Annotated in this window: 14 protein-coding genes and 1 pseudogene; 8 read left to right on the top strand and 7 right to left on the bottom strand. The window is 64.0% G+C overall.

What is annotated here, in order from left to right:
• The first annotated feature begins 15 nt into the window (after window positions 1-15).
• A complete protein-coding gene (gene nth / locus EN914_RS05965) occupies window positions 16-840 on the top strand; it encodes an endonuclease III (protein WP_024502815.1) in 825 nt (274 codons plus the stop codon).
• Between the two features lies 1 nt (window position 841).
• Here the strand turns inward: nth and EN914_RS05960 are convergent, their stop codons facing one another.
• From EN914_RS05960 to EN914_RS05945, 4 genes are all read right to left on the bottom strand, one after another.
• On the bottom strand, window positions 842-2,350 hold the full coding sequence (locus tag EN914_RS05960) for a tripartite tricarboxylate transporter permease (protein ID WP_127389022.1): 1,509 nt from the start codon (window positions 2,348-2,350) through the stop codon (window positions 842-844).
• Window positions 2,351-2,360: 10 nt separating this feature from the next.
• Window positions 2,361-2,834: a tripartite tricarboxylate transporter TctB family protein gene (locus EN914_RS05955; RefSeq protein WP_024502813.1), complete on the bottom strand. Its 474-nt coding sequence runs from the start codon at window positions 2,832-2,834 to the stop codon at window positions 2,361-2,363.
• Between the two features lie 74 nt (window positions 2,835-2,908).
• A complete protein-coding gene (locus tag EN914_RS05950) occupies window positions 2,909-3,886 on the bottom strand; it encodes a tripartite tricarboxylate transporter substrate-binding protein (protein ID WP_032899038.1) in 978 nt (325 codons plus the stop codon).
• Between the two features lie 175 nt (window positions 3,887-4,061).
• On the bottom strand, window positions 4,062-4,517 hold the full coding sequence (locus EN914_RS05945) for a DUF2214 family protein (RefSeq protein ID WP_024502811.1): 456 nt from the start codon (window positions 4,515-4,517) through the stop codon (window positions 4,062-4,064).
• Window positions 4,518-4,719: 202 nt separating this feature from the next.
• Between EN914_RS05945 and EN914_RS05940 the strand changes: the two genes are divergently transcribed.
• Window positions 4,720-5,253 (top strand): GNAT family N-acetyltransferase, encoded by a 534-nt coding sequence (locus EN914_RS05940; RefSeq protein ID WP_013529609.1) that lies wholly within the window; start codon window positions 4,720-4,722, stop codon window positions 5,251-5,253.
• Window positions 5,254-5,394: 141 nt separating this feature from the next.
• On the opposite strand, the gene EN914_RS05930 is transcribed toward EN914_RS05940, so the two are convergent.
• Entirely contained in the window at window positions 5,395-6,159 is a 765-nt protein-coding gene (locus tag EN914_RS05930; protein WP_013529610.1) for an IclR family transcriptional regulator, read from the bottom strand.
• 183 nt (window positions 6,160-6,342) lie between these two features.
• Between EN914_RS05930 and EN914_RS05925 the strand changes: the two genes are divergently transcribed.
• The 5 genes from EN914_RS05925 to EN914_RS05905 all read left to right on the top strand — a co-directional run bounded on the left by EN914_RS05925 (window position 6,343) and on the right by EN914_RS05905 (window position 11,569).
• Window positions 6,343-7,317: a tripartite tricarboxylate transporter substrate binding protein gene (locus EN914_RS05925; protein ID WP_024502810.1), complete on the top strand. Its 975-nt coding sequence runs from the start codon at window positions 6,343-6,345 to the stop codon at window positions 7,315-7,317.
• Between the two features lie 139 nt (window positions 7,318-7,456).
• Window positions 7,457-7,993: a tripartite tricarboxylate transporter TctB family protein gene (locus tag EN914_RS05920; RefSeq protein WP_024502809.1), complete on the top strand. Its 537-nt coding sequence runs from the start codon at window positions 7,457-7,459 to the stop codon at window positions 7,991-7,993.
• A gap of 4 nt (window positions 7,994-7,997) precedes the next feature.
• Window positions 7,998-9,521, top strand: a complete 1,524-nt coding sequence (locus EN914_RS05915) for a tripartite tricarboxylate transporter permease (RefSeq protein ID WP_024502808.1) — start codon at window positions 7,998-8,000, stop codon at window positions 9,519-9,521.
• A 15-nt stretch (window positions 9,522-9,536) separates the two neighbouring features.
• The gene (locus tag EN914_RS05910) at window positions 9,537-10,721 is read left to right on the top strand and encodes a CaiB/BaiF CoA-transferase family protein (protein WP_024502807.1); all 1,185 of its coding nucleotides are present in this window, start codon (window positions 9,537-9,539) and stop codon (window positions 10,719-10,721) included.
• Window positions 10,718-11,569 carry a citryl-CoA lyase gene (locus tag EN914_RS05905; RefSeq protein WP_024502806.1) on the top strand — a complete coding sequence of 284 codons (852 nt, stop codon included), beginning with the start codon at window positions 10,718-10,720 and terminating at the stop codon, window positions 11,567-11,569. The genes EN914_RS05910 and EN914_RS05905 overlap by 4 nt, the downstream gene beginning before the upstream one ends.
• Window positions 11,570-11,573: 4 nt before the next feature.
• Here EN914_RS05905 and EN914_RS05900 read toward each other — a convergent pair whose 3' ends face one another.
• Together EN914_RS05900 and EN914_RS05895 are read right to left on the bottom strand one after the other, a co-directional pair.
• The gene (locus EN914_RS05900; RefSeq protein WP_024502805.1) at window positions 11,574-12,044 is read right to left on the bottom strand and encodes an NUDIX hydrolase; all 471 of its coding nucleotides are present in this window, start codon (window positions 12,042-12,044) and stop codon (window positions 11,574-11,576) included.
• 127 nt (window positions 12,045-12,171) lie between these two features.
• A complete protein-coding gene (locus tag EN914_RS05895; protein ID WP_024502804.1) occupies window positions 12,172-12,480 on the bottom strand; it encodes a hypothetical protein in 309 nt (102 codons plus the stop codon).
• A 635-nt stretch (window positions 12,481-13,115) separates the two neighbouring features.
• On the opposite strand from EN914_RS05895, the pseudogene EN914_RS05890 reads away from it, so the two are divergent.
• Window positions 13,116-14,512 (top strand): annotated as a pseudogene (locus EN914_RS05890) (autotransporter outer membrane beta-barrel domain-containing protein); the annotation flags it as partial.

The following is a 14,512-nucleotide window of genomic DNA, read 5'->3' as shown; positions in this document are numbered from 1 at the left end:
TATTATAGGAGGGAAATGGCAAGCCCCAAGTCCAAAGATTCTTCCCTGTCCAAAAAAGAGCTGTTGCCCGCACGACGCGATGGTTCGAACGCAAAGCCGCGCCCGCGGCCGGTGCGACGCGCGTCACGCTACAGCCCGGCCGAAGTTAACGAGATATTCCGGCGCTTTTCCGTCCAGCGGCCCGAGCCGAAAGGCGAACTCGAACATGTCAACGCCTTCACGCTGCTGGTCGCGGTGGTGCTGTCGGCGCAAGCGACGGATGCCGGCGTCAACAAGGCGACGCGGGCGCTGTTCAGGGCCGCCGATACGCCGCACAAGATGCTGGCGCTGGGGGAAGCAAGGGTCGGCGAATATATCCGCACCATCGGGCTGTGGCGCAACAAGGCGAAGAATGTGATTGCGCTGTCGCAGGCGCTGATCCGCGACCATGGCGGCGAGGTACCCGATAATCGTGATGAATTGGTCAAGCTGCCCGGGGTGGGGCGCAAGACCGCCAATGTCGTGCTCAACATGGCCTTCGGCCAGCACACGATGGCGGTCGACACGCACATTCTTCGCATCGGCAACCGGCTCGGATTGGCGCCCGGCAAGACGCCGGAACAGGTCGAGCAAGGATTGTTGAAGATCATTCCGGACGAATATATGCGCCATGCACATCACTGGCTGATCCTGCATGGCCGCTACGTCTGCAAGGCGCGCAAGCCGGATTGCCCGGCCTGCGTCATCGCCGACATCTGCAAGGCCGAGGTCAAGACGACCGATGTGCCGGCACCGCTGGTGCCGATCGCACCGCTCGACCCGGTCGAAGAGGTTCAGGACCGAGGCGGAACGGCGGCGTAGTTCAACTCTCCTCCACAAACACCTCTTCGCGCTTTTTCTTGACCGCCGGCAGGAAGACGACGGCGAGCACGGCGAGCGCTATGAGCAGCAGGCCGGCGCTGATCGGTCTGGTCACGAAGGTGCTCGGGTCGCCGCGCGAGAGGATCATGGCGCGGCGCAGGTTTTCCTCGAGCAGCGGGCCGAGCACGAAGCCGAGCAGCAGCGGTGCCGGTTCGCAGCGCAGCTTGGTCAGGAGGTAGCCGAGGAAGCCGAAGAAGGCGACGGCGTAGAGATCATAGACGTTGCTGTTGACGCTGTAGACGCCGATCGAGCAGAACGCCATGATGATCGGGAAAAGCACGTAATAGGGGATCGTCAGCAGCTTCACCCAAAGCCCGATCAGCGGCAGGTTGAGGATGATCAGCATCAGATTGCCGATCCACATCGAGGCGATGATGCCCCAGAACAGCGCCGGCTGTTCGGTTGCGACATTGGGGCCGGGCACGATGCCCTGGATGATCATGGCGCCGATCATCAGAGCCATGACCGGGTTGGCCGGAATGCCCAGCGTCAGCATCGGGATGAAGGAAGTCTGCGCACCGGCATTGTTGGCCGATTCCGGTCCGGCGACGCCTTCGATGGCGCCCTTGCCGAACTCCTTCGGGTTTTTCGAGACGCGTTTTTCGACCGTGTAGGAGGCAAAGGCTGCCAGGATCGCGCCGCCTCCCGGCAGGATGCCGAGCGCCGAACCGATGATCGTTCCGCGCACGATGGGCGCTGCCATGCGCCGAAAGTCCTCGCGGGTCGGCATAAGGCCGGTGACCTTGCGGATCATCACGGAGCGCTCATCCTCGTTTTCGAGGTTGCGCAGGATCTCGGCGACGCCGAAGACACCGACCGCCACCGCAACGAAATTCAACCCGTCGGCATATTCCCGGATTCCAAGCGTGAAGCGCGGCGTGCCGGTGTAAATGTCGGTGCCGACAACGCCGAGCAGCAGGCCGAGCACGACCATGGCCAGCGCCTTGACGATCGAGCCGTGGGCGAGCGCGACGGACGAAACCAAGCCGACGATCATCAGCGAAAAATACTCGGCCGCGCCGAATTTCAGCGCTATCGCCGTCAGCGGCGGGGCAAAGATGGCGACGAGGAACGTCGACACGGTGCCGGCAAAGAACGAGCCGATGGCCGCGATCGCGAGGGCCGCCCCGGCGCGGCCGTTCCTGGCCATCTGGTAGCCGTCGATCGCGGTGACGGCGGACGAGGACTCGCCGGGCATGTTGATGAGAATGGCGGTGGGCGAGCCGCCATATTGCGCACCGTAATAGATGCCGGCGAGCATGATGAGGGAGGAAACCGGGTCGCCGATCTGGAAGGTAATGGGCAAAAGCATGGCGATGGTCGCGGTGGCGCCGATGCCGGGCAGGACGCCGATCAGCGTGCCGAGAAGGACGCCGATCAGGCAGAAACCGAGGTTGGTCAGCGACGTCGCCGTCGAAAAGCCGAGCGCAAGGTTGTCGAGCAGATCCATGCTCATCGCCTTACGATACCAACCACGGGGCCAGCCACGGGCCGAAGCGGCGGAACGGCAGGCCGAGCGCGTAGCTGAAGACAAGGAATGCAAACAATGTCAGGCCGGCCGACAGCACGAGGGCGGTCAACGGCTTCATGCGGCGGCTGGCAAACGACGCGATCAGCGCCGTCAGGAAGATCGACGGGATGAATCCGAGGCCGCGCACCGTCAGGCCGAAGAAGATCGGAGCAGGCAGGATGAGCAGCATGCCGCGCCACGCAATATGCCCGATCGCTTCGCCCTCGACGCGTACAGCCTGGACGAGAATGACGGCGCCGAGCAGGATCAGCACGATCGCCAGGACCAGCGGAAAATAGCCTGGCCCCATGCGCAACGCGGTGCCGATTTCGAGGCCGAGCGATTGCAGCGCGAACCATGCGCCGAAACCGATGAACAGGGCGGCGCACAGGCCGTTGGCCCTGTCGATCGCGAAAGGTTTCATGATGGTTCTCCCAAGCCGCGGTGCGTAGCGGATGCCGAGCGAACAGGGGCGCCGGTGGCGCCCCTGTTCAAACCTCAGTCGGCATACTGGCCGGCGGCTTCGATGATCGGCTTCCAGCGCGCGATCTCACTTTCCAGCTTGGCCTTCAGTGCGGCGGGCGTCGCATCGGCCTCGGGCGATGGCTTGGTGCCGAGTTCGGCGAAGCGGGCCGCGACGTTCTGGTCCTTCAGCGCGACCTGAAGCGATTTCGACAGGCGTTCGGTGATCCCGGCCGGTGTGCCCTTGGGTGCATAGAGACCGTGCCAGATGCCGACCTGCACTTCGGGAAGGCCGCCTTCCACCGTCGTCGGCACGTCTTTCAGCACATCGAGGCGCTCCGGCGAGGTGACGGCATAGGCCTTTATGGTGCCGCCCTGGATCTGCTTGGTGGTGTTGGTCGTCTGGTCGCACATGATGTCGACCTGACCGCCGAGGAGATCGGTCATGGCCGGGCCGGTGCCCTTGTAGGGCACGGTGACCAGCGGCGTCTTGATGGCGCTCATGAACAGCATGCCGCACAGATGCGAGGCCGCACCGATGCCGGCATTGGCGACGGTTATGGAATCCTTGTTGGCCTTGGCGTACTCCACCAACCCCTTGAGATCGGCCGGCTCCAGGTCCTTGCGGCCGACGATGGTCATCGGCACCTCGGTGACGAGGCCGACATATTCGAAGGCGTTCAGCGTGTCGTAGGCGAGCTTTCTGTACAGCGTCGCACTTGTCGCCATGCCGATATGATGGAGCAGCAGCGTATAGCCGTCAGGCTCGGCGTTGGCGACGCGGCCGGCACCCAGCGTGCCGCCGGCGCCGCCGACATTCTCGACGATGACCTGCTGGCCGAGATCCTTCGACATCGATTCGGCGACGAGGCGCGTGACCGTGTCGGTCGGCCCGCCGGCCGCAAACGGCACCACAACGGTGATGGTGCGTTCAGGATAGGTCTGCGCGCTGGCCGCGAACCCATAAAGCGTGACGGCCGCGGCAGCAGCCAGAGTGGCGACAAATCTTCTCATCGTGATCTCCTCCCGGGATATGAATCTCCAACGCCGCGCGGATCTCCTCTCAACACCGGCTGCGCATGAAGCAACAACTAGGGCAAGCTAGCAAATAGCAACTGGGCGGCAAACTGCCGATGTCCGCAAACATCCGCACTCGATGGGTGGATAATGTCGGAGGGTGATCGCCACCCTAGTAGCCGTAGCCGCGCGCCATCGCCGCGGCGAAGACCGGGATGAGCAGGAAGATGAAAGCTTCGGCGCGGATATAGGTCTTCACGGACGCAAGTTCGGTCGCCGGCACCTGGAACGAGGCATTGCCGCTCGCCTGCCTGTTCCAGGATATGAAGCGGACGGTCGGGATGATCGACAGCAGGCCGACAGCGCCGAACGCCGCTATCTTGGCCCAAAACACCCAGTTGTAGACGTAGAATTCCCAGCCCTTGAGGCCATAGAAGACACGGCCGATGCCGACGACGATGATCAGCGCGGCGATGACGCCGTAATGGCGGTCGATGCCGGCGAGCCTCTTGAGCGTCGCAGCACCCAGGTCGCCGCGGATCAGGACGAATTCGGCGCCGATGATCCCCGCCAGCGAAAACACCAGCAGATGATGGAAGATCGCAAGCACAAGATCGGTGGTATCCATGCTCTTTTCCCTGGGTTTGACGCCACCAATGCGCGCCTGAAAAAAGGTCGCGCTGGCGGGTGTTGAATCAGCCTGCGGTGAAAAATAACATCGTCGCGCAAAATTCCCATAGCGGCGCCTGGATGATGGGCCGTGTTGCCCTGGCCCCTTGCGCAGCACCGGCGATTTGCTAAGCGCTGGCGATCCGTGCGAGGCAGATCCCATGAACAATCCGCAAGCGACCAGTGCTCCTGTCATCGAAACGAAGCGAACCATCCTGCGGGCACACCGGCTGGATGATTTCGACACCTATGCCGCGATGTGGACCGATCCCGTCGTCACCCGCTTCATCGGCGGCAAGCCGCGCACGCGCGAAGAAAGCTGGATGCGCTTCCTGCGTCACGCCGGCCTGTGGTCGTTGCTTGGCTATGGCTTCTGGGCGATCGAGGAGAAGGCGACCGGGCGCTTCATCGGCGAGGCCGGGTTTCACGATCTGAAGCGCGACATGGAACCATCGATCGAAGGCATTCCCGAGGCCGGGTGGGCGCTGGTTCCGGCCGTGCACGGGGCGGGCTTCGCCACCGAGGTGGTTGGCCGCGTCCTGGCATGGGGCGAAGTGATTTTCGGGCGCGAGAAGACCGTCTGTATCATCGATCCGGAAAATGGCGCTTCGCTGAGGGTGGCTGCCAAGTGCGGTTACCGGGAAGTGGTAAAGACCACCTATCACGACGCTCCGACCATCCTGCTGGCGCGGTGACCTGAGCGGCGCGGCTGACCGCTGCGGGCGCCGGCATGATGGCACCTGTCGCCAGCAACGATGACGAAGCGGGCCGCGCCAAGAACCGCCGTGTGGTTCTGGTCAAGTTGAACTGGGCGAGCCTTCCAATCAGGCCGCATTCTACGGCAGGGCGTCCGCTGCCAGGCTTGCCTGCTCGAGCATTGAGGCGTCCTCGCCGAAGGCGCGGGTGGCGCGGGCCGCTGCCTCGAGCAGCGGACGCTTCATGCGCTGCAGAAAGGCCGCGTCGACGCGCGTGCTTGGTCCAGCCAGGGTCAAGGCGCCGAGCAGGACGCCCCCCGGCCCGAATACCGGCGCCGACACGCCCCCGGTCTCGGGGTCGCGGTCGCCGACGGCGAGACAGTTGCAGGTCTTGCGGATGGTCTCGTAGGGTTCGCCCTGCTGGCCCGAAAACGCTGCGAGCACGCGGCCGCCCGAGCCGAGCAGCAAAGGCAATACGTCGCCTTCACGTATCGTGTAGCGGATCGGGTGCTTGGATTCGACGCGGTAAAGACAGGTGCGGACATCGCCCGAGCGAACGTAGAAGGCAACGCTTTCCCAGCTTCGCTCGGAAAGATCGCGCATGATCGGCAGCAGGATGTCGACCGCCACGACCGAACGCTGGTAGAGCGCACCGAGCCGAAACGTCGCGGGTCCGACGCGGTAGCGCCCATTGTCGAGGCGCTCGAGCAATCGTCCGCGCAAAAGGGAATTCGCAAGTCGCAGGATGGTGCTCTTGTAGAGGCCGGTGCGCGCCGCGATTTCGGCTAGGCTGAGCGACCGGTCCTCCGTGCTGAAGGCATCGAGGATGGCAATCGCCCGATCGAGTGCTGCAACACCTTCGGCGCGGTCGATTTCCGCATCTGCCGATTTGCTTGGCGAGTCCATGGCGGTTCCAGTTTGAAGAAAGCCGAGCGACGCGACTGTGTCGCGCCGCCAAATCGTTCTGTCCAGTAGAATATCGTTTCCGTTGACAGAACTCCGTAACATCTGCTTGAAATCGATGACGGGTCTGGATGCAGGCGCGTTTTGGCGGGCACCGGAGGAGGTGTCGTGATTTGGAGGAATCCCATGCTGGACAGACGCAGATTTTTGATGAGCACCGCAGCCGTGGGTGCCGGGCTGATGACGTCGCATCTTTCTCCCGCTTTGGCCGAAGGCGCGCCCCAGATGCAGCTCTTCGTGCCTGCCGCACCGGGTGGCGGCTGGGACCAGACGGCGCGCACGATCGACCAGGTGCTGCGCAGTGAAAAACTCATCTCGGGTTCCCAGATCACCAATGTCGGCGGCGCCGGCGGGACTGTCGGGCTGCCGCAATTCATCAGCCAGTGGAACGGCAAAGGCAATTCCCTGATGGTTGCCGGCATGGTCATGGTTGGCGCGATCATTGCCAACAAGGCCGCCAACAATCTGACGCAGGTCACCCCGATCGCCCGCCTTACCGGCGAGTTCGAGGCCTTGGTCGTGCCGGCGGAGTCGCCGTTCAAGACGGCCGCTGATTTCGTCGCCGCGCTCAAGGCCGATCCGACAAAGGTTCCTGTCGCCGGCGGCTCCGCAGGCGGTTCCGATCACATCCTGTTCGGCCTGATTGCCAAGACCGTCGGCGTGCCGGCGACTAACCTGTCCTACGTGCCGTTCGCCGGCGGCGGTGAGGCGTTGTCGGCGCTGCTCGGCAACCAGGTCGCGGCCGGCATATCCGGCTTTGGCGAGTTCTCCGAGCAGGTCAAGGCGGGCGCGCTGCGGCTGCTCGCCATCTCGGCAGACAAGCGCCAGGACGGCATCGATGCGCCGACGCTGAAGGAGGCCGGCATCGATGTCGAACTGTTCAACTGGCGCGGCGTCTTCGCACCGCCGGGCATTTCCGACGCCGACAAGGCAGCGATGATCACCCTGATCGAGACCATGGCCAAGAGCGACGCGTGGGCGACCGAATGCAAGAACCGCAACTGGACGCCGATCCTGCTCACCGGCGACGACTATGCGAAGTTCGTCACCGAGGATTCAGCCCGCATCGAGGCGATCCTGAAGGATCTCGGGCTCGCCTGATCCATCGTCATAGGGGCGGCGCAGGTCGCCCCTTCTCGCATGAAATGCAAGCCGGCATGACCCTGCGGTGGGGAGCAAGCATGCGGCGCCGGGCATTTCCGCCAACCATACTTGGCCAGCTCTCCTGGGGAGGACAATCATGAGCACCAGCGACCAGCAGGCGGCGCCGTCGCGGCTTGCCGTGCCGGAATTGTTGATAGGCATCGGGCTCCTGGCCTGCGCCGGCGCCGTCGCTTGGCAGACGCTGGCGATCCCGGTGTCGCCGCTCTACTCCAAGGTCGGCCCGACCGTCTTTCCCTACCTCACCATGGTTGGCCTGGTGGTTCTTTCGCTGTTGCTCATCCTTGCCGCGCTTCGCGGCGGCTGGCAGCCGGAGGAGGAAAAGGAGACGCCGACCGACTGGAAGGCAATGGGCTTCGTCGTCATCGGCCTGATCGCCAATCTGCTGCTCATCCAACCGCTCGGCTTCACGGCGGCATCCGTCATCATGTTCGTGCTCGTCTGCTACGGCTTCGGCAGCAGGCGTACGCTGCGGGACGTCGTGCTCGGCCTTATCCTGGCGCTGGCCGCCTATTTCGGCTTCGCCAGGGCGCTGGGCGTCAACATCGGTGCCGGTTTCATCGAGAACCAGCTGAACACGGTCATCGATGCGTTCATCACCATGTTGAGGGGCTGACGCCATGGAAACGCTCGGACATCTCTCACACGGCTTCTCGGTCGCCTTCACCCCGGTCAACCTTCTGTGGTGCCTGCTCGGCACCACGCTTGGCACCGCCATCGGTGTGCTGCCCGGTCTTGGGCCGGCGCTGACCATCGCGCTGCTTTTGCCGATCACCTATCAGGTGGCGCCGGAGGCATCCTTCATCCTGTTTGCCGGCATCTATTACGGCGCCATGTACGGCGGCTCGACGACGTCGATCCTGCTCAACACGCCCGGCGAAAGCGCCACCATCGTCACCGCGCTGGAAGGCAACAGGATGGCGCGTTCCGGCCGCGGCGGTGCAGCCCTCGCCACCTCGGCGATCGGCTCGTTCGTCGCCGGCACGATCGGCACGATGGGCGTCGCTTTCCTGGCGCCGGTGGTGGTCAAATTCGCGCTGGCATTCGGCCCGGCCGAATATTTCTCGCTGATGGTGCTGGCCTTCATCACCGTCTCGGCGGTGCTCGGCTCGTCTTCCGTTCGCGGCCTGACCAGCCTGTTCGCAGGCTTCGTCATCGGCATGATCGGCGTCGACCTGCAGACCGGCCAGCCGCGCTTCACCTTCGGCATGACCGAACTGCTCGACGGCGTCGACGTCATCATCGCCGCCGTTGGCCTGTTTGCGGTCGGCGAGACGCTGTACATGGCCTCGCGCCGCTATGCCGGCAAGGACGAGATCGTGCCGCTGAAGGGCTCGCTCTACATGACGGCGGCCGAGTGGGGGCGTTCGTGGAAACCCTGGCTGCGCGGCGCCGCGATCGGCTTCCCGATCGGCGCCATGCCGGCGGGCGGCGCCGAAATCCCGACTTTCCTGTCCTATGCCATCGAAAAGAAGCTGTCGAAGCACAAACAGGAGTTCGGCACGGTCGGCGCCATCGAAGGCGTTGCCGGCCCCGAGGCCGCCAACAATGCGTCCGCAGCCGGCGTGCTGGTGCCGATGCTGACGCTTGGCCTGCCGACCTCGGCGACGGCGGCGATCATGCTGTCGGCGTTCCAGAGCTACGGCATCAATCCCGGACCACTGCTTTTGACGACCCAGGGCGACCTCGTCTGGGGGCTGATCGCCAGCCTGTTCATCGCCAACGTCATCCTGGTCATCCTCAACCTGCCGCTGATCGGGCTGTGGGTGCGGCTGCTGAAAATCCCGGCGCCGCAGCTCTATGCCGGCATCCTGGTGTTCGCCACGGTCGGCACCTATGGCATTTCGCAATCGCCCATCGACCTCGTCATCCTCTATCTGCTGGGGGCCGCCGGTTTCCTGATGCGGCGGTTCGATTTTCCGACCGCGCCTGTCATCATCGGCATGATCCTTGGGCCGCTCGCCGAAACCCAGTTCCGCCGGGCGATGACCATCTCGAATGGCGACTGGTCCGTGTTCTACACCCACAAGCTGTCGCTGACACTGCTGACGCTCGCCTTCATCGGTCTCGCCGGCCCGCATATCTGGGCCTTCATCGAGCATCGTCGTCGGCGCGGACCGGAGCATGTGCCCGGCGATGCCTGATCGATCCCTGATGCCATGACAGAACTGCTTTCCGGTATTCGCGTCCTCGACCTGACCAATGTCCTGGCCGGTCCCTACTGTGCCTATCAGCTGGCGCTGCTGGGCGCCGACGTGATCAAGGTCGAGGCGCCGCAAGGCGGCGACCTCGCCCGCCAGCTCGGCGGCTCGCCGAAGCTGAACAGCGCCGGCATGGGCGCCTCGTTCCTGGCTCAGAACGCCGGCAAACGGTCGGTTGTGCTCGACCTCAAGAAGCAAGCCGATCGCGAGCGCTTTTTCGATCTGGTGGCCAGCGCCGACGCACTGGTGGAGAATTTCCGCCCCGGCGTGATGGATCGGCTGGGGCTTGGCTACGAGGCACTGAAGACGGTTCGTCCGGGCCTCGTCTATTGCGCGATATCGGGTTTCGGCCAGACCGGGCCAATGCGCGATAATCCCGCCTATGACCAGATCATCCAGGGCCTGTCTGGGATCATGAGCATCACCGGCACACCGGAAACGGCGCCGCTGCGGGTCGGCTATCCCGTCGCCGATACGCTTGGCGGACTGGTCGGCGCGTTCGCCATCGCCTCGGCGCTGGTGCGGCAGAAGACGAGCGGCGAGGGTGCCTTTCTCGACGTTTCGATGCTCGAATGCACACTTTCCGCACTTGGTTGGCCGGTTTCCAACTATCTGACCGCAGGTATCGACCCCATGCCGATGGGCAACGAGAACATGACGGCGGCACCCTCCGGTGCGTTTCGCACCGGCGACGGGCTCATCAACATCGCCGCCAACAAGCAGGAGCAGTTCGTGGCGCTGTGCCGGCTGATCGGCCGGCCGGAATTGGCTTCCGATGTCCGCTATGCAGAGCGCGAGACGCGCAAGCGCAACCGTGCGGCGCTTAAAGTCGAGATCGAGGACGCCCTGGCGGGCGCCTCGGCGGCGGCCTGGGAAGAGACGCTCAATCGCGCCGGCGTGCCTGCCGGCAGGGTGCTGACGATCCCGCAAGTGCTGGCCGAGCCCCAAGTCCTCGAGCGCCAGGTGACCGCGCATTTCGACGATGTGGCTGGCATGGACAAGCCGCTGACCGTTTTGCGCGGCGGCTTCATGGTCGATGGCGAGGCGCCCTTGCCGACAAAGCCGCCGCCGGCGCTCGGCGAACATATGAGCGAGGTGTTCGCCGACCTGCCGCCCCGCACCAGGACAAAGGCACGCGCATGAGCGGCACGGAGAAGAAGACGGGCCGTGAGCGCGGCGAGGAATGGTGGCAGACCGACATCATCGAGATGCGGCCAGGTGTCATCCGGCTGCGCGGCTACGAGATCCAGGATCTGATCGGCCGCGTCAGCTTTCCGGCTGTCATCTGGCTGATGCTGCGCGGCGAACTGCCCAGCGAGGACCAGGCAGAATTGCTCGGCATTGCCTTGGCTGCCGCCGTCGACCATGGACCGCAGGCGCCATCGATTGCCATCGCGCGCATGGCTGCAACCTGCGGCGTCGGTATCAACAGCGCCATGGCCTCGGCCATCAACGTTCTCGGCGACGTGCATGGAGGCGCCGGCGAGCAGGCGCTTTCCTTCTATGGTGACATTGCCGTGGCGATCGATGCCGGGATGACGCTGAATGAGGCGGTCTCGGCGCGGCTCGACCGGTTCTTCGCCGAGGAGAAGGGCTATGTGCCGGGGCTCGGGCATCGCTTCCATCCCGTCGACCCGCGCGCGCCGCCCTTGCTGGAACTGACCCGCGAATTTGCCGCACGCGGTGCCGTCAATGGGCGTTTCGCCGATATCGCCGAAGCGGTCGAGGCGGATGTCGAACGCCGCAAGGGGAAAAAAATACCCCTCAACATCGATGGCGCCACCGCCGTCATCTATGGCGAACTCGGTTTTCCGCCGCCGCTGACGCGAGGGCTTTTCGTGCTGTCACGCTCGGTCGGCATCCTGGCGCATGCCTGGGAGCAGTCCCAGCAGGCCGAGCGAAACAAGGGGCCGCTGCCGCGCGAGTGGCTGTGGGCCTATACCGGCACGCCGGTGCGGCCGTTTCCCGAAAGCGATGACCCCGGCGAGTGAGGCTCTACGCCTGGTCCACCTGCACAGGGATCTTCAGCGTCTTCACCAACGTTGAAAGATCCGGCTCGTCGATGAGCATGGCCGCATCGGCTGGCGCCAGCCAGGCCCGCTGGCGTCGTTTGGCTTCCTGCCAGTCGGCCAGTTCCTCGCTCACCTCGAGCAGGTAGACGATGACGTCGACGCGGACAAAGCGATTGGCCAGCCGCTTCCAGTAGGAATAGGTGCCCGCCGGCTGCTTCAGCGTCTTGCCGAGCACGCCGGCTTCCTCCTGCGCCTCGATGGTGGCCGCCTTGCGTCCGCTCTTGCCCTTCATCGGCCAGCCCTTGGGAACGATGAAGCGCCTGGTGGTACGTGACGTGACCAGCATAACCTCGATGTCGCCGTGCGCGGTCTGCCGAAAAGGAATAGCCGCCACCTGGCGGATCCTCTCGCCCTTCTTTGCCTTGCGTACGGCCTTCTTCTTGGTGGCTGCCATTCGTCAATCCAGTCGATGCAATGCCGCATAGCGCGACAAGGCGTCGTTGCAAAACCAAAACTTTCGCATGTGCCGAAAGACACCCGAAATACCTAAGTCGGCTAAATAAACGAAAAAGGCCTTGATGTCAGCGGCAATTGCTCACGGCGGTGGTGCCGATTATCTGAGTCTGGCAGCTTGGCTTGAGCTGCTGCACGACCGGTGGCGGTTGCTGAACGATCTGGCGGTCCTGGGCACGATTCTGCTGCTGTTGCTGCTGATATTGCTGCCGTTGTATCCTGTTTTGCAGGATTTGCAGGTCGTTCTGCCGGATCAGCGCATTGTTGCCGGTAGCGGAATTGAGCGCTTGCGCGGAAGCCGGCAGGCAAACACCCGCCAGCACTGCCGTGGCCAGCATTGCCACTGTGAAGATCGTTGATGGCCGAAGCGCCGACATCCGCTCATTCCCGCGCAAAAACTCTGTCCTTAGATATAGGGCGTTTGCGCGGCGATGCCATGGCCAGCGGGTCGAGCATCACGAAATCGGACAGTCCAATCGCTTTGTTCTGCGATTCCGGCCGCGAAACGGCAGATAGTCGTCATATGACGACTATGAAACGTCAGTGGCTTTAGTCAGTGTCCCCACGTAAATTTTCGGTTTCATCCGGCATAAGTTAATGTATTCTAATTGAGTCAGAGCTCCGCAAGTGGGAATGCGGATGCTCTGTTTTAATGCATTGAACCTTATTGCGCAGTGCCGGCATCCTTATTGCAATTGCATGAGCAGAGCATAGCGGTGGCGTCGGACTCAAGCAGGCATTGAGACGCGCCCCCGTAAACCGGGGGGGTAAGTGCATGGCTTTGTTCACAGGGCGCGTTGCCGTATTGTCGTGCGCATCGGCCGACGACGGTTCAGCCAGGGCATGTTCTGCGGAAGCTCTTGGTGATGCCGCGGCGACTCAGAAGGGTTTGCCCGGTCGGCCGAATCAATGTCTCGCCATTCTGCCCAAACGGCTAGCCCTCTTGCTTTGCGCTACGGCACTGGCGGGGCTGGTCTTTCCTTACGCTCAATCTCCGGTCCATGCGCAGCAATTGTCCATCAATACGGATGGTGCACCGGGCGACAATGGTGATGACGGAATCGGTACTGCTGACGCCGGAGATGGCCATTCGCCGGTGGCGCCGGCTACGGGAACGAATAGTGTCGGCCGCACGACCTCCGGGGAGGCCGCTTTCGTTGGCAGCGCCCGGGGTGGGCGCGGCGGCGATGGCGGCTCGGCTGTCCATGCAACAGCCGTCCCGCCTTTTGTGGAGATCAAGGGTGGTAAAGGCGGCGATGGCGCCAAGGGCGGAACAGTCGATATAACAAACAACGCATCTGGCGCCCTCGAAACATCGGGGGACAATGCTCCCGGCATATCGGGCGACGCCAGCGGTGGGGATGGTGGTAACGGCGCATGGGCATTCGCCATCGCGGTAGGCGGTAAGGGCGGCGTCGGCGGGCGGGGTGGCGATGGCGGCACGGCGACCGTGACCACTACGATCGAAAGCAATATCATCACGCACGGGGTCAATTCGAACGGCATCACCGTCAATTCCAGCGGAGGGCGCGGCGGCAATGGCGGCTTGGGCGCTGCGATCGGTGCCGGCAAGGGTGGCAATGGCGGCAATGGCGGTTTCGGCGGTGACGCGAAAGGCGATAATGCCGGCTCCATTTCCACGGACGGGGCTTTCTCGAAGGGTATGCTTGTGCGGTCGGCGGGCGGCGTTGCCGGTGATGGTGCAAGTGGTTTCGGTATCGTGGGTAACGGCGGCAATGGGGGCGTGCCGACAATCGGCGGCAATGCCGAGGGGATAAATTCCGGGACCATCACAACTCGGGGAGATTTTGCCAGCGGCATGGTCGTGCAGTCGGTGGGCGGTGGCGGCGGCGACGGCGGTGGCGGTCTAGGTCTGTTCGGCGGTGGCGGCGCGGGTACGGATGGCAATGACGGCCGGGCAGCCACGGGGACCAACACCGGCAACATCACCACCAGTGGCCTGGGCGCCATCGGCATGCTGGTCGAGTCGGTGGGCGGCGGCGGCGGCGATGGCGGCGGCGCTATCGGTCTCGTGTCGATCGGCGGCAAGGCAAGCGGTGGCGGCCAGGGCGATACGGCGACCGGCAATGTTGGCGGCGTCATCAAGACCGGCGTCGATGGAAACGGCGGCGATGGCGCGCATGGCATCCTGATCCAATCGGTCGGCGGTGGCGGCGGCAATGGCGGCTATGCCATCGGCGTAGCCCCGGTGATCTCAGTCGCCATCGGCGGTGGCGGCGGCACTGGCGGCAAGGGTGGCGTGGTCAACGTCAATCAGGCCGGCAACGGCGTGACCGTCGAGACGAACGGCCGTTCCGCTAGCGGCATCATCGCACAGTCGGTCGGCGGCGGCGGCGGCAATGGCGGCGGCGCCATTGCCATTGGCGGCCTGGTAGGTGTGTCGGTAGG

It is taken from the genome of Mesorhizobium sp. M7A.F.Ca.CA.001.08.2.1 (assembly GCF_003998455.1).
Taxonomy (GTDB): domain Bacteria; phylum Pseudomonadota; class Alphaproteobacteria; order Rhizobiales; family Rhizobiaceae; genus Mesorhizobium; species Mesorhizobium ciceri.
Note: the sequence above shows the minus strand (reverse complement) of the source record. Positions and strands in the feature narration are given on the sequence as shown.